This window comes from Mycobacterium sp. SMC-4 (assembly GCF_025263265.1).
Taxonomy (GTDB): Bacteria; Actinomycetota; Actinomycetes; order Mycobacteriales; family Mycobacteriaceae; genus Mycobacterium.
Map to the genome: position 1 here is coordinate 3,597,682 of NZ_CP079869.1, position 20,029 is coordinate 3,617,710.

Here is a 20,029-nt window from a genome sequence, read left to right on the forward strand (position 1 = left end):
GTATGACCTCGGTCGCGGTGCTCTTGTCAGACCGCCTGGTGGCGCTCCTCACGCCGGCGCCGTTCCCGCGCGAAGAACTGCTTGCGCGCGTATCGGTCGACGGTGTTCATGTCGGTCAGGATCCCGCGCAGCTCGCGGCGGAACGCGGTACGACGGGCGCTCAGGTCGGCCGCAGGCCGCAGCAGGTCCTGGTCGGCAGCGACCTGTCGGCCGGTGGTGAACAACAGCGCCGACACCGACTCGTTGCTCTGCACCCGGCTCTGTGCGACGTACTGCCGACCCAACCCCAGCGCCTTGGCGGTCAGGTCCTTCTCCGAGACGTCGGCGGGTGCGTCGAGCAGCGCGTCGGCGACGATCCGGTAGGCCTCGAAGAACGGCCGCAGCAGGGGTCCGGCGATCGCCGGACGCTTGGCCCGCATCAGTGCGTCCAGGCGCTCGCCACCGGCCTCGACGTCGCTCTCCCAGCCCTCATGCCAGGCCATCTCGGCAGCGACGTGCTCCCGGAAGGCAGCCGAGTCGGCGAAGTAGAACTCGAACTTCAGCAGGTCACGCAGCCGCATCACCTGATTCCAGAAGGCGTCGAGCCGGTCGGTCTCGTGCCGCGCGGCGTGCGCCAGCGCCAGCTCGACCAGTGAGGTCTCCAGGAACGCGTCGATCAGCGAATTGCGGTAGAACGCGGCCTCCAGCTCGTCCTGTGGGGCGATGTGCCACACCGGCTCCCGTCCGCTGTCGACCCGAGTCACCGGGTGCCCGCCCGACAGCGCGTCGAGGGCGGTGCGCACACCATCGGAGGTGCGTAACCGCAACGCGCTGTTGGTCATCGGCGCCTGTTTGCGCTCCAGATAGTCCAACGAGTCCTGCAATGTGTGGTGTAGCTGATCGAGGGTCAACGCGACACCGCGGGTACTCAGTAACAGCGCCGACACCAGCGCGGTGGCATTGATCGGGGTGACCTGCAAAATCCGCCAGGCCACCTCGAATGCCATCTTCTGCAACGCCAGGCGCTTGGCGGCGTCGTCGGTGGCCATCGGGCCATGTGGTTCCCCGAGGTACTCGCGCATCGATACCGCTTCGGGGAAGCGGACGTAGATCTTGCCGTAGTTGCGCTCCCCCTGTGCCTTGATGAAGTTGTACAGCCACGGCAGACCCTCGGGCGTCTTCTCACCGCCGCGGGCGTACGCGGCGTACTCGGCGGTCTCGTGGAGTTGGTCGAAGCTGATCGAGACCGGCTGGAGCAGGATGTCGTCACTGCGACCGTCGAGGTATGCGTCGGCGACATAGGCGAGCAAACCGAGCTTGGGCGGCAACATCTTCCCGGTGCGCGACCGGGTGCCCTCGATGGACCAGCTGAGGTTGAACCGCTTCTCGACGATGTAACCGACGAACTGGCGCAGCACGTACTTGTAGAGCGGATCGTCGAGTTTGCGGCGGATGAAGATGACCCCAGAGCGGCGCATCAGCGGGCCCATCGCCCCGAAGGACAGATTGATGCCTGCGAACGTGTGCACCGGGGGCAACCGATTCTCCTGCATCGCGACCGGCACGATCACCCCGTCCAGGTACGACCGGTGGGAGAACAGCAGCACCGCCGGGTGATTCTCCAGCCCCTGCCGCATCCTCTCGACTTCGAAGCGGTCGTAGTCGATCTTGGGATCGAAGCCCCGGCTGAAGACCGCGCGGCCCAGAGCCGGGATGAGGTCCACGGAGAAGCGACTCCACCCGGTGCTGAGCTCGTCGAGCATCTCGCCGGCCTTCTCGACGGTGGCGCCGGGAATCTTGTCGAGCCCCTGCCGGAACCGGGCCGAGGACAGCATCTCGGGCTTGATCAGCCGCGGTGACTTGTACTCGGGGCCGAGCAAGCGCAGCTCGACCCGCTCGATCGCCAGAATTGCTCTGCGGAGCACGAAACGCGCGAATTCCCGGTGGTTTTCGGCGACGGTGGTGTCACTCCACTGCTGCCGCAGTTCGGAGACCTTGGCCGGCTCGCCGGCGACCACCCGGGCCCGCGACGGGTCACGTCTGAGGATCCCGGCCTGCAGCATCTGCGGCGGGCAGTAGGTGTCGCGGCCGGACAGCAACGCCACCACCTTCGAACGGGTCGGCAGCCCGCCAGGCACCCAGAACACCCGGACCGGGACCACCGAGCGGTCCTGCTCGGCCTGGAGGTGTTCGACGAGCTGGGCCACTATCCCGGCCGGCGGATCGTCGTGGTCGGGCAGTCGCAACACTTCGATCGTGGCGTCGGGATGCTCGCGCCGCTGCTGGGCCAGCCAGTCGGCGAGCAGACGTTCCTCGGCCGGCGAGGACACCGAGGCGAGCACCAGGGTGTCGTCGGTGGCGGTGAACGCCGTGATGTCGTCGGCGCGTAGCTTCATGACCGTCCCTGTCCGCCGGACTTCTGGGCAGCCTTCTTGGCGGCAGGCTTCTGGGCGGCGGCTTTCTTGGCCGGAACCTTCGCGCCGGCCGCCTTCTTGGGCGCGGCCTTCTTGGCAGCCTTCTTGGCCGGCGCCCGCCTGCCCGACGGCGTGGCCGGCGTCTCGGCGCGGTGATACAAGTCGGGCAGTTTCAGCTCGTCGTGCGGCCAATTCTTCAGCGTGTCCAGGTAGAGCCGGCGAATCTCGTCGATCCGTTCCGCCAGATTCTCCGGAGTCCAATCGTCGACCGGGATCGGCGGGTAGACGACGACATCGACGGTACCGGGATTGAACGTGCTCGAATCGCGGGCGGCGATCACCTCGGCATTGCGGATGACGATCGGAACGATCGGGATCCCCGCCGACATCGCGATACGAAAGGGCCCCTTCTTGAAGGACCCCACCTCAGTGGTGTCCAGCCGGGTGCCCTCGGGCGCAATGAGAATGGAAACACCCTTGCGCGCAAGGTCTTCGACCTTCTTCAGACCTTCCACTGCTTTGACCGGATCGTCACGGTCGATGAACGCGGCGTCGAGGATCTTGCCGATGGTGCCCACGACCGGGTCGTTTTCGAGTTCCTTCTTGCCCACCGTGGTGAAGTTGTCGTTGACCAGTCGCCCGGCGATCAACGGGTCGGCCTGGTTGCGGTGGTTGAAGATGAACACCGCTGGCCGCTGCGCGGTCAGATTCTCCTTGCCGAGGACCCGCAAATTGATCCCGATCGTGGTGAGCAGGGTCCGGCCGAAGACCGAGGTGAAGAAGTTCACCCCGGTGCGCTTGCTGCGCGTGAGTAGCCCCACCCCGAACGCGCTCGCCGCGATCGGCACCATCGTCGCGATGCCGGCCGCGGTCCGTAGCTGAGATGCCGGATTGGCGCCGCTTCGGCTGCTGAACCGCAACACCGGCCAGCCGCGCTTGGCAGCGACGGCGGCCATCTTGCCTTCCGGGTTGGTGGGCCGGGGGTTACCGACGAGATACATCAACGCGACGTCCTCGTCGCCGTCGGCATAGAAGTAGCTCCCGGACAGGTCGATGTTGTTGGCCGCGGCGAATTCCTGTACGGCGCGCGCCTTTCCGGGCCCCCAGATGACTGGACGCTGCACTTCACCGGTGATCAGACCGTTCTCGTCGGTCTCGAACTTGTTGCTCAGAACGTTGGTGATGCCGAGAAACCGCGCGACCGGCTCGACCTGCACCGTCAACGCCGACGAACTCAATACGACGGTGTGGCCGCGAGCCATGTGCGCGCGAACCAGCTCGCGCATCTCCGGATAGATCCGGCTGACGATCTTCTGCACGAACAAGCGCTCAGCGAGCTCGTCGATGTCGGCTACCGAGTTGCCACGCAACATGCGCGCACCCTTGCCGATCAGGTCCTCGAACTCCGACCGGCCCAACTGGTGGTTAAGTCCCGCCTGCACCATCCCGATGAACTCGCCGACCGACATCTGCCGACGGCGCAACCGATCCTGCGTCATCACCACGCCGGTGAATCCTGCGACCAGCGTGCCGTCGAGGTCGAAGAAGGCGCCGATCTCGGGACCTTCCGGGCTGGCCATGATCTCGGCAACCGAGCCCGGTAAACGCATTTCGCCGTCTGCCGACGTCATTGCGGACTTCCGTTCAGTGGGAGGGACGGGGACTGTACGGTGAACGTCGCCGGAACCGCCCGGCCGTCACCGCCGAGAGCGAGGACTTCGTCGAACCCATCGAGAAGGCACCGGGCGAACAGATCGGGATCGGTGACCGAAGCCCTGTCGTAGCGGGCGGTGATCGTGCAGTAGCCCGACCTCGACACCAGTACCACCATCATCGCCACACCGGGCAGCGGACCGAGTCCGTACTGGCGCAACACCTTTGCGCCGGCGATGAAGGTGTCTCCGGCGTAGACGGGCACATTGCTGGCCTGGACGTCGGAGCTGACGATGGCACCGGCCATGCTCTCCAGCACGGTGTCGGGCAGCAAGCTGACCAACGGGGCGATCGCCCCCATGAGATCGAGGGCTCTCTCGTCCCGCTTGCGGGTCATCTGCGCGCGGATGTCCTTGATGCGCTCCGCGGGGTCGGTCACACCGATCGGCGCGGCGAGGTTCACCCCGACGAAGCGATTCCCACCGGCCGGGTCGGCGTCTGAGCGCAGGTTCACCGGCACCGCCATGGGCAACGTGTCGATCGGAACCCCTTTGGCTTCGTGATAGAGCCGCAACGCACCACACAGCCCGGCCAGGTAGGCGTCGTTGATCGACCCGCCGGCCGCTTTTGCGGCGCGGTGTAGATCGGGAAACACGATGTCGATGGCCTCACTGCGGGAGGCCAGGCTGCGGCGGCGCAGGATCGGCGACGGGTCGGCGACCGGACCGATGACGCGGGCACCCGAGACGGCGTAGTCGATGGCGCTGCCCACACGCGACACCGGAGCGCGCACAACGTGGCCGACGGCCTGCACAGCACCGAACACGACGTCGCGGACCCCGCCGACGACGGTGCTGGGCAATCGGTTCAGTCCCTGGCGCATCAACTCGTTGGGCGACAGGTCCGACGGAATCGGTAGCGGCGGTCTGGCCTGCGCACCGGGCTCCCGCTCGAAGTCGTAGAGGGTGGCGAACATCTCCACGCCGCCCACACCGTCGGTGACAGCATGGCTGAGGTGCACCATCAGCGCTGCGCAGCCGTCCTGCAAACCCTCGATGAGGGTCGCAGTCCACAGCGGTCGGGAGATGTCCAACGGTGACTGCGCGGCGACCTCGGCCAAATCCATCACCTGACGCCAGGTTCCCGGTTGCGGTGCGCGGACCCGGCGCACATGGAAGTCCAGGTTGAAGTCCGGGTCGACGACCCAGCGCGGCGCGGCGGTCGGCAGTGTCGGGGTGACGACCTTCTGCCGCAACCGCAAGACCTTGCGCGAGGCATTGTCGAAGCGGGTCCGGAACAGGTCCCAGTCCGGCGTGGTGTCGAGCAGCTCGATGGTGAGGATGCCAGAGCGGGTGCGGGGGTTGGCCTCCCCGCGGTGCAGGATCTGATCGAGCGGGCTGAGTTCCTCAGGAAGCCCAGCCGCATCCAGATCCGGCGCGTTGCTCATGGTCACCAAACTAGTCGGCGGCCGGGTCCGGCGAGGCGGCTTTAGTCGCCGTTGCCAGGCCCGTCGCCGGTGCGGGCCCGCGATACACTGCTCGGCGCTGCCTCCGTAGCTCAGCGGATAGAGCAGCCGCCTTCTAAGCGGTTGGTCGCAGGTTCGATCCCTGCCGGGGGCGCTCAGAGCTCAGCTCCGCCGGCGCCCGGGAAGTTTCGCGGGCAGCGAACGCGCGGTGTGCGCGGGGAGGTCATGGCAACGTCGGCCGCGTGACCGTGCAACAGACCTCGCTGCGCCACACCATCGACGAGAAGTACTTCGACGCGGTTTCGGTTCGCGACGAGCGCAGCGCAGCCGCCGCACCCACCGTGCTCGTCCTGCATGGCATCGAGGGTCGCAGCGACGCTCAGCTCGACATCGCGACCCGCCTGGCCGAGCGCGGTTATCAGGCCATCGCCGTCGACCTTTTCGGTGAGGACGTCAGTGCCAGGGGCATCGAGGCCACCACCGCCGCGATGACGGATTTCCTCTCCGACCGCGACGCCCTGGCCCGCCGCTTGGACACCGTATTCGAGACGCTGATCTGCGCTGCCGGCGTGGACGCGGGCCGGGTCGCGGCGATCGGCTTCTGCTTCGGCGGGTTGTGCGTGCTCGACCTGGCCCGCGCCGGACATCCGCTCATCGCGGTCGCCAGTTTCCACGGGCTGCTGACCCCGCCCCCCGTGAGGCCACCGCGTCCGGTGACAGCCAAGGTCATCGTGTTTCACGGGTGGGACGACCCTTTCGCCACCCCGGAGGACGTCGTTGCGCTGGGCCGGGAGTTCTCCGGCCGCGACATCGACTGGCAGTTGCACGCCTACGGCAACACCATGCACGCGTTCATGGCCCCGTTCGCCGATGACCCTGCCCGAGGGGTGCTCTACAGCGAATCGGCGTCCCGCCGCGCCTGGGCCACGCTGGAACTCTTCCTGGCCGAGTGCTTCGCGAACGACAGCGCAGCGCACCGGGACCCGCAAGTCGCTGAGTGAGCTCCCGACGCGATACCGTGTCGCGGGGAGGTGGCTCGGTGTGAGCAAAGTTCGTAACGGAGTGATCGGCAATGCTGTCGCGGTCATCGCGGCGGGGCTGGCGGTGACGGTGGGCGGCGCGGCCGCGACGCATCCGGCCTCGATAGCGTCGCCGTTGGTCGACCTGAGCGCACTGATCGTGGTCGGCAGTTCGACCCACCCCGATCCGACGGGCAACGAGAACTTCTTCGGCGGCAAGTTCAACCAAGCCCCGTACAACCCGGGCGGCCAGCCTGGCCCGAACCTCATCGGCGTCGACTTCGGCGGCGGTGCCGCTGCCATCAATGCCGCGCTCCAGGCGAATTCCGGGGAAGACAACGCTGTGCTGTCCTCCGGGTGGGGGGCGGCCAATGCCAGCTTGCTGCTGAGTCGGCTCCACCGGGCCGGCGATCCGGTCCTGCCGACCACGTTGTTCATCCTGGACAACAACGTGTCGCGCCCCAACGGTGGCTTCGGCACCCGCTACCCGTTGTTCGCGCTGATCGGGGTGAACCCGTTCCCGTCACCCACCGATACCGCCGCCGCGGCCGTGATCGACATCGCCTATCAGTACAACTACAACTCCAACGCCCCGGCCGACCTGCTCAACATCGTCGCGCACGTCAACTCGCTGGTGGCCTATCTCTACGGCTACCGAGAACAATCCGAGATCGAGCTACCCGTCGACGTGGACGGGCGGCCGGCGGTGTCCTGCGGTGCTGCCAACACCTGCGCGGTGCTCACCGGTGGTGACGCCATCGCCTGCGACGACGCCCGGTGCACGCCCCCCGCCGACGACCGGGTGGTCGCCTATGTGACCACCCGTGGGAACACCACCTACGTCACTTACACGACCGAGGAGTTGCCGCTGACCCGGCTGATCCGGCAGGTGCTGGGCAACACCATCGCCGACGCCTCGGCCCCCCTGCTGAAGTTGATCGTCGATTCCGGGTACTACGACGGCAACCCGATTCCGTCCGACCCGAGCCGCTACCGGCCCGCGCGGCTGGGGCCCTCGCCGGGCGAACTGGCCGACACCATGGCCAAGGTTCCGGGCGCTATCCGCGCGGGGCTGGACACTCTGTCCGACAGGCGAAATCAGGAGCCTGCGGCAGATGTGCGCGCCGACGCCGCAGCGGCCACCGAGCCGGTCATCGACGACGAGTTGCACACACCGCAGGAGCATCTCGACCTGCGCGAGAACGGCTTCGAGGAGGCCGAGGAGACGGTCGAGGACAAGTTCGGGTCCGCCACCGACGCGGCACCGAGTGACCCCGAGACTGTCACGTCCTCGGCGCGCGAGTCGAGCCCCGACACCAAACGAGAGCGCCGATCGCCGGGGGCGCGCGCGATCCGTCCGTAGGCTCACAGCGATGTCCACCCAGCCTGTCGAACACCGCCTGACCACCCTGCCGGAATCCGGATACGTCTACCGCACCGCGTGGCGGGTGGCCACCGGCGACATCGGTGGTGACCTCAACCTGCGCCTGGACAGCGTGGCCCGCTACATCCAGGAAGTCGGTGCCGAGAACCTCGTCGACGCCGGCGAAGCCGAAGCCCATCCACACTGGCTGGTGCAACGCACCGTCATCGACGTGATCGAACCGATCGACTTTCCCAATGAGGTGACGTTCAGCAGGTGGTGCTCAGCCCTGTCGCTGCGCTGGTGCACCATGCGGGTGGATCTCGTCGGCAGCGACGGCGGTCGCATCGAGACCGAGGGATTCTGGATTGCGATGAACGCGAAAACGCTGACCCCACAACGGGCCACCGACTCGCTGATCGAGAAGTTCTCGTCAACCACCACCGAGCATCGACTCAAATGGCGGCCCTGGCTGCAGAATCCGGCCGACCCGCCCCACACGGCGCCGTTCGCATTGCGGCGCACCGACATCGACCTCTTCGAGCACGTCACCAACACCGCATACTGGCATGCCATGCACGAGGTGATGGCCCTGGTACCCGACGTCTGCGCACCGCCCTACCGCGCCGTGATCGAGTACCGCAAACCGATCAGGTACGGCGAAGACGTCACCATCGGCTGGGATCGTCGCGACGACGTCGACGGGCCGGCAGTGCATATCTCCCTGCGTGTCGGCGAGGAGGTCCGGGCCGCGGCTCTGCTGCGCAGGCTCTCGCTAGGCTGACCGGGTGTCTGAACTCGTACTGACGCAGGTCGAGGACCGCGTCGCGCTGATCACCATCAATGATCCTGACCGCCGTAACGCGGTGACCGCCGACATCTCGGCGCGACTGCGCGCCGCGGTGGCTGACGCCGAGGCCAACCCCGACGTGCATGCGGTGATCGTGACCGGCGCGGGCAAAGCGTTCTGTGCCGGTGCCGACCTGACGGCGCTGGGTGCCGCGACCGAGGATGGCCTGCGAGGGATCTATGACGGGTTTCTGGCATTCGCCGACTGCGCATTGCCGACGATCGCGGCCGTCAACGGTCCCGCGGTCGGTGCCGGACTGAACCTGGCGCTGGCTGCCGATGTGCGCATCGCCGGACCGGGTGCGCTGTTCGATCCGCGCTTTCAGAAGTTGGGGATCCATCCCGGGGGTGGGGCCAGCTGGATGCTGCACCGCATCGTCGGACCCCAGGCCGCACGAGCCGCCCTGTTGTTCGGGATGCGCTTCGACGCGCACACCGCGGTGCGTCACGGTCTGGCCCTCGAGGTGGCAGACGACCCGGTGGCCGTGGCGCGTCAATTGGCTGCCGGCCCAGCCGCCGCACCGCGCGATGTCGTGCTCGCCACCAAGGCATCCATGCGCGCCACGGCGAACCCGGGGCACCTCGACAGCGAGCAGCACCGCCTGGCAGTCAACATCGAGATCGTCCCGCAGGCCCGCTCGATCGAATCACCGGAGTTCGCGGCACGACTGGCCGCGGCAAAGCGCAGATAACTCACAGATCGAGCAGCGCGAGTTCGGGCGCGGCGATCAGCGATCGCAGTTCGCCCAGGAATGCCCCCACCTGGGCACCGTCGGCAACCCGGTGGTCGAACGCACAGGTGAGTCTGACCGTCGGTCTTGCGACCACCGCCCCGTCGTGGACCACAGCACGCGGTTTGAGCGTCCCGACGCCCAGGATCGCGGCCTCGGGATGGTTGATCACCGGGATCGCATCGTCGATACCCAGCGCACCGAAGTTCGACACCGTGAACGTCGACCCCTGCAAATCAACGGGTTTCGCCACTCCCTCGCGCGCAGCGGTGATCAGCCGGTCGACCTCGCCGGCGAGTTGACGGGTGGTGCGGTGCTGCGCGTCGGTCACCACCGGAACCAGCAGACCGCGTGCCGCCGCCACCGCGATGCCCAGGTGGATGGCCTCGTGTTGGCGGATGTGCGGACCGTCGACGGCATCCACCCAGGTCGCGTTGAGCACCGGGTGCCGGCGCAGCGCGATGACCAGCAAGCGCAAAATGAGCACGAACGGGGTGACCGCGACCGCGCCGGCGGCATGGCACCGTTGCCGCAGCTTCACCAACTCGGTGGCATCAACCTCGATCGAGGCGGTGGCATCCGGAATCTCCCGGCGGGACAACGCCATCCGGCGGGCCATCGCCAACCTGACGCCGGTGACCGCCTGCTGCTCATTGCCGGCGTCGAGCGCGGCGAGCACGTCGTCGCGGGTGACGATTCCACCGGGGCCTGATCCGTGGACTCTGGCGACGTCGACATCGAGGTCGGCGGCCAGTTTGCGTACCGGGGGTTTGGCCCGCACCCGACGCCGACTGCCGTCCATACTGTCGTCGGCGCCGTACCCGACCAGCACCGGCGTCGGGCGTGCGGCATCGGGCTCGACCTCGATAACCGCCAGCACCGAACCAACGGGCAGCGTCTGACCTTGTGTGCCACCGAGTTCGGTAATCAGGCCCGCGTTGGGGCTCGGAATCTCGACCTGGGCCTTGTGCGTCTCCACCGTGCACAGCGGCTGGTTGAGCTCCACCTGATCCCCCACGCCGACGTGCCACTCGATGATGGTGGCCTCGTCGAGACCTTCGCCGAGATCGGGCACCAGGAACTCCCGCGCAGCGCTCATGGCCGACTCATCGCCTTCTCGACGCAGTCGAGTAACCGGTCCACACCGGGTAACCACATCTTCTCCAACCGCGCCGGTGGATACGGTGTGTCGAAACCGGTGGCGCGCAACACCGGAGACTCCAGCTCGTAAAAGCACTCCTCGGAGATTTGTGCCGCCAGCTCGGCGCCGAATCCCAGCGTTCGCGCACCCTCGTGCATCACCACGGCGCGGCCCGTCTTGCGGACCGACGCCGCCACCGTGTCGAAATCCAGCGGGTTCAACGATCGCAGGTCGATGACTTCGAGGCTGGTGCTGCACATCTCGGCGGCGTTGAGTGCCGTGGCCACCAGCGGTCCGTAGGTGATGACGGTGACGTCGCGGCCGCGTCTTCTGATCTCGGCCACCCCGATCGGCGCAGCGGGATTTCTGGTGTCCACGAGCTCTTTGGCCCAGTAGCGGCGTTTGGGTTCCAGGAAGATAACCGGATCCCGGCCGGCGATCGAATAGCGCAGCAGCCAGTACGCGTCGGTCGGCGTCGACGGCACCACCACCTTGAGCCCGGCGGTGTGCAGCCAGTAGGTCTCGGTCGACTCCGAGTGGTGCTCCACCGCCCCGATGCCGCCGAACGACGGGATGCGCACCGTCACCGGCATGTCGACGTCGCCGCGGGTTCGGGTGCGGTACTTCGCCAGATGACTGACCATCTGGTCGAATGCTGGTGCGGCAAAGCCGTCGAACTGGATCTCCGGGACGGGCACCAGGCCACGGATCGCCATTCCGATGGCGATACCGATGATGGCGGACTCGGCCAGCGGGGTATCGAAACACCGCTGTTCGCCATAGGTTTCGGCCAGCCCCTCGGTCACCCGGAAGACCCCGCCGAGCGTCGCGACGTCCTCGCCGAAGACCAGCACGCGGTCGTCGGCGCGCATCGCGTCGTGCAGCGCGCGGTTGATGGCCTGCGCCATCGACTGCGGTACAACCGGATCAGGTGTACGGAGTGCGGACGGCTCGGGGGCATCGTCGTCGAAGCCGAACGGCCGCTCGATGAGTTGGGTCATCTCAGGTGTCCTTGGCGATCTCGGCGAGCAACTCGTTGCGTTGGCGCACCAGTTCCGGGGTGATGTCGTGGTAGACGGTGTCGAAGACCTCCTCGACGTCGATGTCGGGCTCGTTGATCACCGCTTCGCGCAGATCGGCTCGCAGCCGCTGCGCGCGGTGCGCCACCCGGTCCTCCAGCCGGGATGTCCACACCCCGCAGTCCTGAAGGTACCGGCGATAGCGGGTGATGGGATCTTTTGCCCGCCAATGCTGCACTTCCTCGTCGGACCGATACCTGGTGGGGTCGTCGGAGGTGGTGTGCGGGCCCATCCGGTAGGTCACCGCCTCGATGAAGGTAGGGCCGCCGCCACGTCGCGCGCGGTCGGCCGCTTCGTCCATCACCGCATAGCAGGCCAGCACGTCGTTGCCGTCCACCCGCACCCCGGTCATCCCGTAACCGATGGCTCGATGCGCGAGCGTGGGTCCGGCGTGTTGGCGCTGCACCGGCACCGAGATGGCCCACTGATTGTTCTGCACGAAGAACACGCACGGCGCCCCGAACACCGCCGCCAGGTTCAGCGCTTCATGCGCGTCGCCCTCGGATGTGGCGCCGTCACCGAGGAAGGCCACCGTCACCGACGACTCGCCCAGTCGTTGCGCCGCCATCGCCGCTCCCACCGCGTGCAGGCCGTGGGTGCCGATCGGAATCGCCACCGGCGCCACACACTTGTCGGTGAAGCCCAGCCCGCCGTGCCATCGGCCCCGCCACAACGCACCCAGCGCCGGCGGTGGTATCGACCGCACCAGGAAGGCCCCCAGTTCCCGGTACTGCGGGAACAACCAGTCCGTCTTGTGCAGGCAGGCTGCCGCGCCGACCTGGGCGGCCTCCTGCCCCCGACATGACGCGAACAGCGCCAATTCACCCTGCCGCTGCAGGTTGACGAATTCGGTGTCGAGTTCTCGGGTGACGCACATCGACTCGTAGAGCCAGGCCAGCGTCTCGGGCGGCAGGTCTCGCCGATATCGGGACTCTGCGGTGGGCGCACCGGTGGGCGACACCAGTTGAATCGGTTCGTCGGTCTCCGCGTACACCGAACGTCCAGCCATACCGCCTCCTGTGGTCTCTGGCGGCGGATCGCGCCGGCCAGTCGACTGAGGTGCATCAGGGCAGCGGCGGGAGGAGCTGGACCCCTGATGTGGAGTTGTCGGCCGGGCGCCGGGGTGTGGCACCGGCTCGACGGTGCATCGACCCGCCGGAGCACTGGGGCAACTTCCATTATGCGCTCGCCTGGGCTGCCTACCGGTGCGCCTCGGCGCCGTGTCGAGGTCTACGCCCAGCGCGCCGGCCTTGTCTCGGTGAGCGAGACCCGGCCTTGTTCGCGACGGGGCCGACGGCGACCCTGAGCCGTCCCTATCACCACAGAGGAAGTGTTCTATGAAAGATGCGGCTATACCCGGTGCGACGGCAGCCGGGCTGCGTCACCGTCGACGCAATTCTGGACCGTGGAAGGTCGCCGTCGTCGTCGTGACCTCACTGTTGCTGTTGGTCGGCGCCGCGATCCCGGCAGCGGCAGCCGAGTTGATGCGGGTGACGTTCGTCCGGCACGGCCAGTCGGCCGGAAACGCGTCGGGTCTGATCGACACGTCGACGCCGGGCCCAATTCTGACCCCAACGGGTTATCAGCAGTCCCAAGCCGTGGTCGGCAGGTTGGGCGACAGGAATTTCGACGGCATCTACGCCTCGACGATGGTACGGACACAGTTGACCGCGGCACCGATGTCGCAGTATCTGCGGCTGCCCATCCAGGTGCTCGACGGCCTGCAGGAGATCGAAGCCGGCGACTTCGAGGGCACCCCGGAGAGCGAAGCCGCCAACGGGTACGGCCTGTTCCCGCTGGCCTGGGCGATCCAGGGGCAGCGCGACCTGCGCATCCCCGGATCGATCGACGGCAACGAGTTCGACGCCCGGATGGATGCGGCGCTTCGACAGATCTGGGACAACGGTGACCGCAACAGCGTCGTCTTCTCGCACGGCGGCGCGATCATGTTCTGGACGATGATGAACGCCCAGAACCTCACGGCAGCGCAGAAAATCGACCTGCTCAGGACCGCTCCGTTGAGTAACACCCACTATGTGGTGGTGGAGGGCAGTCCCGAGGAGGGCTGGACGCTGCTCAACTGGAACGGCAAGCTGTTCAGCCCGGAACCGACGTACTTCAATGAACTCAAACGCCAGGTGCGTACGTTGACCAAACAGCTGGGATCCAGCCTGGCCGCGGTCTTCGAGTCCTTCGCGTCACGAAACCTGGCCACTATCGCTACCGCGATCAACCGTGCGGTCGTCGATGCGTCGCACTCGTTTTCGAAGTTCCACCGCGCGATGAACGCGAAGTTCATCAGCGACCTCGAACGGATCTTCACACCGCGACCTGCCGTGACACCGGCCGCGGTCACCGAGGAGTCCGCAGAGGCCCGCGTCGGTGCTGTCGAGGTCGCGGCAGTCACTCAGCCCGCCGCAGAGCCGACGGCCGCCCCGTCCCGGCGGACGGATCGGGCCAGCGGCCTGACCGTGGTTCCCGAACCTGTCGCAGTAGATGAAGCGGGACCCGCGGCCACCGACGACGACCTGGCCGCCGAACTCGAGGGCTCCGAGACCCTCGACGTCACCGAAGCCGACACCGACACCGGCGGCGACGCAGTGACGACGTCGGGCAGCGTGGTCGACAGCGATGCCGACCCGAAGTCGGAGGGGGCACGCACCACCGGCCGCGACAGTGACTCCGGCAGCGCCGGAGCCGAGCGCCGCCGCGAGGCGCGTAACGCCGCCTGAGCGGCGCCATCGCGGGTTACGCAGTAGCCGCGAGGTCGCAGCACGACGAATCGGCCCCTCCTGTCGGCGACAGGAGGGGCCGATTGTCGACCGAAAGCGGCGAACCGCCGTGCGCGGCCGGATCATTTCCTACAGTGCAAGCGATGAGCCAGAGCGCAACGGTCGCACCGACGTCGATGGTCAGCCGGGTGGCGTTGATCATCAACGCCTTCGACCGGGCCGCAACGGTGTTGCGCCTCGACCAGGTGGTCGACCGCACCCGCCTCCCGCGCTCGTCGACGCATCGGATCCTCAATCAGCTGCACGCGGCAGGACTGCTGCAGCACGGCCCGGAGGGCTATCGGCTCGCAGCACCGTCACTGCCGGTCAACAGCAGAGTCGACCACTCCGGGCTGCGTGGTGCGGCCTCCCCGGTGCTCAAGCGCCTGCACGCCGATACCGGCTTGGTCGTCCACCTCGGCGTGTTGACGGGCTCCGAGGTTGTCTACCTGGACAAGGTGTCGGGTGCCAGTGGCGCTGCGGTGCCCACCCACGTCGCCGGTCGCACACCCGCCCACGCGAGCGCACTGGGCAAGACGATGCTCGCCACACTGCCCGCTGAAGAGGTCGACGCGCTGTTGGTGTCTCCGCTGGCAAGACTGACGCCGGCAACGATCACCGACCTGGCTGCTCTGCACACCGAGCTCGCGCAGATCAGGTCCCGGCACGGGCTCGCCTACGACGACCAGGAATTCGCCGTCGGGCTGTCCAGCATCGCCGCGCCGATCCGATCGGCCGAGGGCGAGATCGCCGGTCTGTCACTCACCGGTTCCGGACCAGCTCACCGGCTCAATCGGGTGGCTCCGTTCCTCACCCGCGCAGCCTCCGGCATCGCGCAGCGCATCGGCGTACCGGCGGCGACCAGACCGCTGCCCGACATCGCCGCGGTCACCGACGACATGATGTCGCGGGTACTGCGCACGCTGTCCGCCGACGATTGGGTCTGACGCTCACCAGATCACATCGTCGACGCTGAGCCCGAGTTCGAAGCGGCCCACCACCGACAGCACCTGTTCGACATTGCTCGACACATGTATGCAGGCTGTCTGTACGTCGCGCCATATCCGTTCCAGCAGCACGTCGTCATCGCCATAAGCAGCTTCCTGCACGATCAACCGGACCGCTTCTCGCGCGCGTTCGGCGGCCATCACCTGGTCGCGGCGATTACGCAGCGCCAACTCAGCGGCCGGAAACTCGCCCGTGCGAACACTTTCCACCATTTCGGCGACGTTGCGGCTGATCTGGCGCACCGACAATGCGACATCGGAATCGGCCATCGCCAGCGCACTGAGCGCGCCACCGCTGCTCGTCGGCGCGACGTCGAGTGCCCGTCGGGCCGCACCGAGCAGCGGCAGGGTGCCGGCCAAGGTGTAAAAGGTCGGTTGTGGAAGGCGGTCCAGCGGAGCCACTCTGGCGTCGTAGGCCAGGTCGAGCCAGCTGAACGCCCGGTACTCGGGCACGAAGACATCGACGACGACCACATCGTCGGCACCGATCCCACGCAACCCCAGACCATCCCACGTCGACTCGACCGCGTAGTCGGCGGCGGGCACCAGCACCGCCATGAAGTCCTGGGCCGCACCGTCGGGCCCCACCAGCAACGCCGCCGCGCTCAACCAGGACGCATGGTGGGCTCCGGTGCAGCGGGCCCATCGGCCGGAGAGCCGGAAACCACCGCCGACCCGTTCGAGCCGGCCCGTCGGCGCATACGAGGAGCACAGCAGGGTGCGCGCGTCGTCACCCCAGATTTCGTCGAGCACTCGCGGGTCACGCACCGAGAGACCCCAGCTGTTCACCGCGAGCCAGCCTGCCAACCACCCCGTGGACACGCAGGCCGCCGAGATCTCCCGGGTGGCGGTGAGGTAGGCCTGCGCATCGGCGGGGGGTCCACCGAACCCGGGTGGCCGCAACAGCGAGAAGTAGCCGCAGTCGTGCAGCAGGGCGATCACGGCCCGATCGACCGCGCCACGCTGATCGACATCGAGGGCACGCTCGGCGATGTCGGGGATCAGCGACCTGACCGAATCGAGCACGGACTGCAAGGCCACCCCTCTCGACGTCCGCGCGCAGCGCCTCCGCTCATGCATACCATCAGGACAGTCCGGTGGAGGAGAGTATGGCGATGCCACGCAAGGTACCCACGGCCCTGCACACCGCGCTGGCCGGGGTGGAAGCGGAGTCGCTGGCCGCGCTGGCCGACCCGATCTCCGGACGACTGCTGCGACCAGTGCAGCACGACGGCGCCGGGGCCGACGAGGCTGACCTGGTGGAGCTGGTGCTGCGGGTCGCCGCGATCGACGCGTCGGTGGGCTGGCTCGCTGCGGCGTTCAACAGCGCCGCGCGGGACCTCGGCGAACTGGCACCGGCGGCAGCCGCCGACATATGGCGGACCAACCCGGCCGCGCTGGTCACCTCGGCGAACCAGGTCGGTGGCCGGCTGTCACGGCAGCTTCGGCTGACCGGTCGCTGGGGCCCTGTCGTGGCCGGCACCTTCGCCGACTGGTTCTTGCTTCCGGTCGGGGGTCCCGCACGACCACGGCTGTGCCTCGCCCCGCGCGGCGCGCTGGATATCGCAGCACCCACCGGCCGCGGCGGACTTGCGGCGGCCGGTATCAGCGAGGTGGCGGTCACCGAACTCGCACTGCAGGACTGGCAAGTGATCGGTGGGTCGATGACCGTCAGCCGGGCCGCCACCGCCGCCGCGGTGGTGGGGTCGGCCGAACGCATGTGGCGCAGCCACGTCGAACGGACGCGGGCCCGGATGTCCGGTGCACAGGTCAGTGACGAGCTACCCGAAGCCGTGGCACGTCACGTCGCCCGGGCGTCATCCGACATCGACGCGGCCAAGCTCCAGGTGTTGTCCTCAGTCGATCCCCGGTGCGACGGCACGCATGCGGTGTTCGCCCAGACCCAGGCCGCCGCCCGCGCCCGCGATGCCGCTGACCGTCTGCTCGGTAGTGGCCGTCATGCCCTGCAGGCCGCCGACCCGGTGACCCGGCACTGGCGCGACGTTCATGAGGGCTATCGCCTGGCGATGGGGTCGACGCCGGTATCGGCAGACCCCGCCGCCGAAGGCTGAACAGTCAGGGCCACGATGCGTTCGGCCCGTCGCAATACCGGCATGTCGACCATCTGGCCCTCGAATTGGAACACGCCGCGCTGGGTGCGGGCGGTGTCGAGAACCTTGCGCGCCCACTCGATCTGCTCTGCCGTCGGCGCGTACGCCGCGCGGATCACACCCACCTGCGACGGATGGATCGCGACCTTGGCGTCGAAACCGACAGCGACAGCGTCGTCGCTCTCGGCGCGCAGACCGTCGAGATCCTTGATGTCGAGGTACACCGAATCCAGCGCGAGCCGGCCGTAGGCCTTGGCGGCGAGCAGGCTCTGCGACCGCACATGCTGGGCGACGTCGCGGTAGCTTCCGTCCGGCCACCGGTTGGCGGTGCCGCCAGTAGCAGCGAACAGATCCTCGGCGCCCCACATCACCGCGACGGCGTTGGCGACGGCGGCGGACTCGGTGACCGCCAAGGCTCCCAGCGGAGTTTCGACCAGCACCACCACCTGTCGCGGCGCCAGCGACGCGACCTGTTGGGCAGACTCGGTCTTGGCGAGCATCACGGCGGTGTACGCGGTGGCATCGAGGGCCGCCAGATCCAGTCGATGGTCTGGGGTGTTCACCGGATTGACCCGCACCACGGTGCGCTGCGGATCCAATGTGGCGCCGATCAGCGCTTCGCGAGCCGCCGGCCGATCCTTGGCGGCGACACCATCCTCCAGATCGAGGATGACCACATCGGCTGCGGCAGCTGCCTTTTCGAAGCGCTCAGGACGGTCGGCAGGGCAGAACAGCCAGCCGGGCCCGGATGCAAGGGTCACGAGTTCTCCTCCTGGGGCCTCTTGCGCACCATGGTTTTGCGAGACGCGGTCGCCACGACGTCGCCGTGCTGGTTGCGTCCGGTGTGGGCGAAGGTGACGATCCCTTCGCCTGGGCGGCTCTTGGACTCGCGCTTGTCGACGACCTCGGTCTCGGCGTAGAGAGTGTCGCCGTGGAACAGCGGCTTGGGGAACGCGACCTCACCGAACCCGAGGTTGCCGACGATCGTGCCCTGGGTCAGCTGGGCGACCGACAGACCGACCAGGGTCGACAGCGTGAACATCGAGTTCACCAGCCGTTGGTGGAAGGGCGGCAACGCATCGGAGAACGCCGCATCCAGATGCAACGCCTGGGTGTTCATCGTCAACGTCGTGAACAAGACGTTGTCGGCCTCTGTGATGGTGCGGCCCGGACGATGCTGATAGCGCACCCCGGGCTCGAACTCCTCGAACCACAACCCGCGTTGGACGACGATCTTCTTGTGCGCCATGTCGCTCATTACAGGCCCAGCTCCCTACCGATTAGCATCAGCTGCACTTCCGTTGTACCCTCGCCGATTTCGAGGATCTTGCTGTCCCGGTAATGCCGAGCGACGGGATACTCGTTCATGAATCCGTACCCTCCGAAGATCTGGGTGGCGTCGCGTGCGTTGTCCATCGCCGCCTCGCTGGCCACCAGCTTGGCCACCGCGGCGGCTTTCTTGAACGGCTTACCGGCCAACATCATCGCCGCCGCGTCGTAGTAGGCCGCCCGCGCGGCGTGAGCACGGGCCTCCATCCGGGCGATCTTGAACGCGATGGCCTGGTTGGTCCCGATGGTCCTGCCGAACGCCTCGCGTTCCTTGGCGTACTTGACGCTCTCGTCGACACATCCCTGGGCAGCCCCCACCGACAGCGCAGCGATCGCGATACGCCCCTCGTCGAGGATGCGCAGGAAGTTCGCGTAGCCGCGTCCCCGTTCCCCGAGCAGGTTCTCCGCGGGCACCCGCACGTCGTCGAAACTCAGCGGGTGAGTGTCGGAGGCATTCCAACCGACCTTGTTGTATGCCGGTTCGGCCGTGAACCCGGCAGTGGGTACCGGCACCAGAATGGACGAGATCTCCTTCTTCCCGTCGCGCTGCCCGGTGACTGCGGTGACGGTGACCAGCTTGGTGATGTCGGTGCCGGAGTTGGTGATGAACTGCTTGGAGCCGTTGATGATCCAATGGCCGTCGTCGAGCCGCGCGGTGGTCTTCGTCGCGCCCGCGTCACTGCCCCCGCCCGGCTCGGTCAGACCGAAGGCCCCCAGTGCCTTGCCACTGGCCAGCAGCGGCAGCCACTGCTGCTTCTGCTCCTCGGTGCCGAACCGGTACACCGGCATGGCGCCCAACGAGACACCCGCCTCCAGGGTGATGGCGACGCTCTGGTCGACCTTGCCGAGCTCCTCGAGCGCCAGACACAGCGCGAAGTAGTCTCCGCCCATCCCGCCGTACTCCTCGGGGAACGGCAGCCCGAACAAGCCCATCTCGGCCATCCCGGCGACCACCTCGTAGGGGAAGGAATGCTCTTCGTCGTGCTTGGCCGACACTGGGGCGACGACGCTGCGGGCGAAGTCGCGGACGGTCTTGGTCAATTGCTCGTAGTGCTCGGGAAGTGTCCCGGTGGCCAGATAACTGCTCATGCGCGATTCACTCCGCTTCTCGCTGGACG

The 20,029-nt window shown here is 67.5% G+C and carries 17 protein-coding genes and 1 tRNA gene; 8 read left to right on the forward strand and 10 right to left on the reverse strand.

Annotated elements, in window-relative coordinates; genetic code table 11:
• Positions 1–26 precede the first annotated feature (26 nt).
• From KXD98_RS17010 to KXD98_RS17020, 3 genes are read right to left on the reverse strand one after another with little or no spacing between them, the layout of a single operon-like run.
• Complete coding sequence (locus KXD98_RS17010) at positions 27–2,375, reverse strand: glycerol-3-phosphate 1-O-acyltransferase (RefSeq protein WP_260759537.1); 2,349 nt, start codon at positions 2,373–2,375, stop codon at positions 27–29.
• Positions 2,372–4,024 carry an HAD-IB family hydrolase/lysophospholipid acyltransferase family protein gene (locus KXD98_RS17015; RefSeq protein WP_260759538.1) on the reverse strand — a complete coding sequence of 551 codons (1,653 nt, stop codon included), beginning with the start codon at positions 4,022–4,024 and terminating at the stop codon, positions 2,372–2,374. The genes KXD98_RS17010 and KXD98_RS17015 overlap by 4 nt, the downstream gene beginning before the upstream one ends.
• The gene (locus KXD98_RS17020) at positions 4,021–5,493 is read right to left on the reverse strand and encodes a wax ester/triacylglycerol synthase family O-acyltransferase (RefSeq protein ID WP_260759539.1); all 1,473 of its coding nucleotides are present in this window, start codon (positions 5,491–5,493) and stop codon (positions 4,021–4,023) included. Before KXD98_RS17020 ends, KXD98_RS17015 begins: the two co-directional genes overlap by 4 nt.
• A 99-nt stretch (positions 5,494–5,592) precedes the next feature.
• On the opposite strand from KXD98_RS17020, the gene KXD98_RS17025 reads away from it, so the two are divergent.
• From KXD98_RS17025 to KXD98_RS17045, 5 genes are all read left to right on the forward strand, one after another.
• A tRNA-Arg gene (locus KXD98_RS17025) sits at positions 5,593–5,665 on the forward strand.
• An 88-nt stretch (positions 5,666–5,753) separates the two neighbouring features.
• Positions 5,754–6,512, forward strand: coding sequence for a dienelactone hydrolase family protein (locus tag KXD98_RS17030; RefSeq protein WP_260759540.1), 759 nt, complete (start codon positions 5,754–5,756; stop codon positions 6,510–6,512).
• A 40-nt stretch (positions 6,513–6,552) separates the two neighbouring features.
• Complete coding sequence (locus KXD98_RS17035; protein WP_260759541.1) at positions 6,553–7,893, forward strand: PE-PPE domain-containing protein; 1,341 nt, start codon at positions 6,553–6,555, stop codon at positions 7,891–7,893.
• A 10-nt stretch (positions 7,894–7,903) separates the two neighbouring features.
• A complete protein-coding gene (locus KXD98_RS17040; RefSeq protein ID WP_260759542.1) occupies positions 7,904–8,677 on the forward strand; it encodes an acyl-[acyl-carrier-protein] thioesterase in 774 nt (257 codons plus the stop codon).
• 4 nt (positions 8,678–8,681) lie between these two features.
• Positions 8,682–9,434 carry an enoyl-CoA hydratase gene (locus KXD98_RS17045; RefSeq protein WP_260759543.1) on the forward strand — a complete coding sequence of 251 codons (753 nt, stop codon included), beginning with the start codon at positions 8,682–8,684 and terminating at the stop codon, positions 9,432–9,434.
• A gap of 1 nt (position 9,435) precedes the next feature.
• Here the strand turns inward: KXD98_RS17045 and KXD98_RS17050 are convergent, their stop codons facing one another.
• The 3 genes from KXD98_RS17050 to pdhA are packed head-to-tail and all read right to left on the reverse strand — an operon-like array spanning position 9,436 to position 12,702.
• Positions 9,436–10,572, reverse strand: coding sequence for a dihydrolipoamide acetyltransferase family protein (locus KXD98_RS17050; protein WP_260759544.1), 1,137 nt, complete (start codon positions 10,570–10,572; stop codon positions 9,436–9,438).
• Entirely contained in the window at positions 10,569–11,615 is a 1,047-nt protein-coding gene (locus tag KXD98_RS17055) for an alpha-ketoacid dehydrogenase subunit beta (RefSeq protein ID WP_260759545.1), read from the reverse strand. Before KXD98_RS17055 ends, KXD98_RS17050 begins: the two co-directional genes overlap by 4 nt.
• Position 11,616: 1 nt before the next feature.
• Entirely contained in the window at positions 11,617–12,702 is a 1,086-nt protein-coding gene (gene pdhA / locus KXD98_RS17060) for a pyruvate dehydrogenase (acetyl-transferring) E1 component subunit alpha (protein WP_260759546.1), read from the reverse strand.
• A 328-nt stretch (positions 12,703–13,030) separates the two neighbouring features.
• Between pdhA and KXD98_RS17065 the strand changes: the two genes are divergently transcribed.
• Positions 13,031–14,425, forward strand: a complete 1,395-nt coding sequence (locus KXD98_RS17065; RefSeq protein ID WP_260759547.1) for a histidine phosphatase family protein — start codon at positions 13,031–13,033, stop codon at positions 14,423–14,425.
• A gap of 143 nt (positions 14,426–14,568) precedes the next feature.
• Positions 14,569–15,411, forward strand: coding sequence for an IclR family transcriptional regulator (locus tag KXD98_RS17070; protein WP_260759548.1), 843 nt, complete (start codon positions 14,569–14,571; stop codon positions 15,409–15,411).
• 3 nt (positions 15,412–15,414) lie between these two features.
• On the opposite strand, the gene KXD98_RS17075 is transcribed toward KXD98_RS17070, so the two are convergent.
• On the reverse strand, positions 15,415–16,512 hold the full coding sequence (locus tag KXD98_RS17075; protein ID WP_260759549.1) for an acyl-CoA dehydrogenase family protein: 1,098 nt from the start codon (positions 16,510–16,512) through the stop codon (positions 15,415–15,417).
• Between the two features lie 68 nt (positions 16,513–16,580).
• Between KXD98_RS17075 and KXD98_RS17080 the strand changes: the two genes are divergently transcribed.
• A complete protein-coding gene (locus KXD98_RS17080; protein ID WP_260759550.1) occupies positions 16,581–17,543 on the forward strand; it encodes a hypothetical protein in 963 nt (320 codons plus the stop codon).
• Here KXD98_RS17080 and KXD98_RS17085 read toward each other — a convergent pair.
• From KXD98_RS17085 to KXD98_RS17095, 3 genes are read right to left on the reverse strand one after another with little or no spacing between them, the layout of a single operon-like run.
• The gene (locus tag KXD98_RS17085; protein WP_260759551.1) at positions 17,486–18,343 is read right to left on the reverse strand and encodes a CoA ester lyase; all 858 of its coding nucleotides are present in this window, start codon (positions 18,341–18,343) and stop codon (positions 17,486–17,488) included. The genes KXD98_RS17080 and KXD98_RS17085 overlap by 58 nt on opposite strands.
• On the reverse strand, positions 18,340–18,840 hold the full coding sequence (locus KXD98_RS17090; RefSeq protein WP_396881505.1) for a MaoC family dehydratase: 501 nt from the start codon (positions 18,838–18,840) through the stop codon (positions 18,340–18,342). The genes KXD98_RS17085 and KXD98_RS17090 overlap by 4 nt, the downstream gene beginning before the upstream one ends.
• On the reverse strand, positions 18,840–20,000 hold the full coding sequence (locus KXD98_RS17095) for an acyl-CoA dehydrogenase family protein (RefSeq protein ID WP_260759552.1): 1,161 nt from the start codon (positions 19,998–20,000) through the stop codon (positions 18,840–18,842). The genes KXD98_RS17090 and KXD98_RS17095 overlap by 1 nt, the downstream gene beginning before the upstream one ends.
• Positions 20,001–20,029 lie beyond the last annotated feature (29 nt).

Excerpts from the sequence above, each read along its gene's own strand:
- KXD98_RS17010 (WP_260759537.1), bottom strand. The coding sequence starts at position 2,375 with ATGAAGCTACGCGCCGACGACATCACGGCGTTCACCGCCACCGACGAC.
- KXD98_RS17015 (WP_260759538.1), bottom strand. The coding sequence starts at position 4,024 with ATGACGTCGGCAGACGGCGAAATGCGTTTACCGGGCTCGGTTGCCGAG.
- KXD98_RS17020 (WP_260759539.1), bottom strand. The coding sequence starts at position 5,493 with ATGAGCAACGCGCCGGATCTGGATGCGGCTGGGCTTCCTGAGGAACTC.
- KXD98_RS17040 (WP_260759542.1), top strand. The coding sequence starts at position 7,904 with ATGTCCACCCAGCCTGTCGAACACCGCCTGACCACCCTGCCGGAATCC.
- KXD98_RS17050 (WP_260759544.1), bottom strand. The coding sequence starts at position 10,572 with ATGAGCGCTGCGCGGGAGTTCCTGGTGCCCGATCTCGGCGAAGGTCTC.
- KXD98_RS17055 (WP_260759545.1), bottom strand. The coding sequence starts at position 11,615 with ATGACCCAACTCATCGAGCGGCCGTTCGGCTTCGACGACGATGCCCCC.
- pdhA (WP_260759546.1), bottom strand. The coding sequence starts at position 12,702 with ATGGCTGGACGTTCGGTGTACGCGGAGACCGACGAACCGATTCAACTG.
- KXD98_RS17065 (WP_260759547.1), top strand. The coding sequence starts at position 13,031 with ATGAAAGATGCGGCTATACCCGGTGCGACGGCAGCCGGGCTGCGTCAC.
- KXD98_RS17070 (WP_260759548.1), top strand. The coding sequence starts at position 14,569 with ATGAGCCAGAGCGCAACGGTCGCACCGACGTCGATGGTCAGCCGGGTG.
- KXD98_RS17080 (WP_260759550.1), top strand. The coding sequence starts at position 16,581 with ATGGCGATGCCACGCAAGGTACCCACGGCCCTGCACACCGCGCTGGCC.
- KXD98_RS17090 (WP_396881505.1), bottom strand. The coding sequence starts at position 18,840 with ATGAGCGACATGGCGCACAAGAAGATCGTCGTCCAACGCGGGTTGTGG.
- KXD98_RS17095 (WP_260759552.1), bottom strand. The coding sequence starts at position 20,000 with ATGAGCAGTTATCTGGCCACCGGGACACTTCCCGAGCACTACGAGCAA.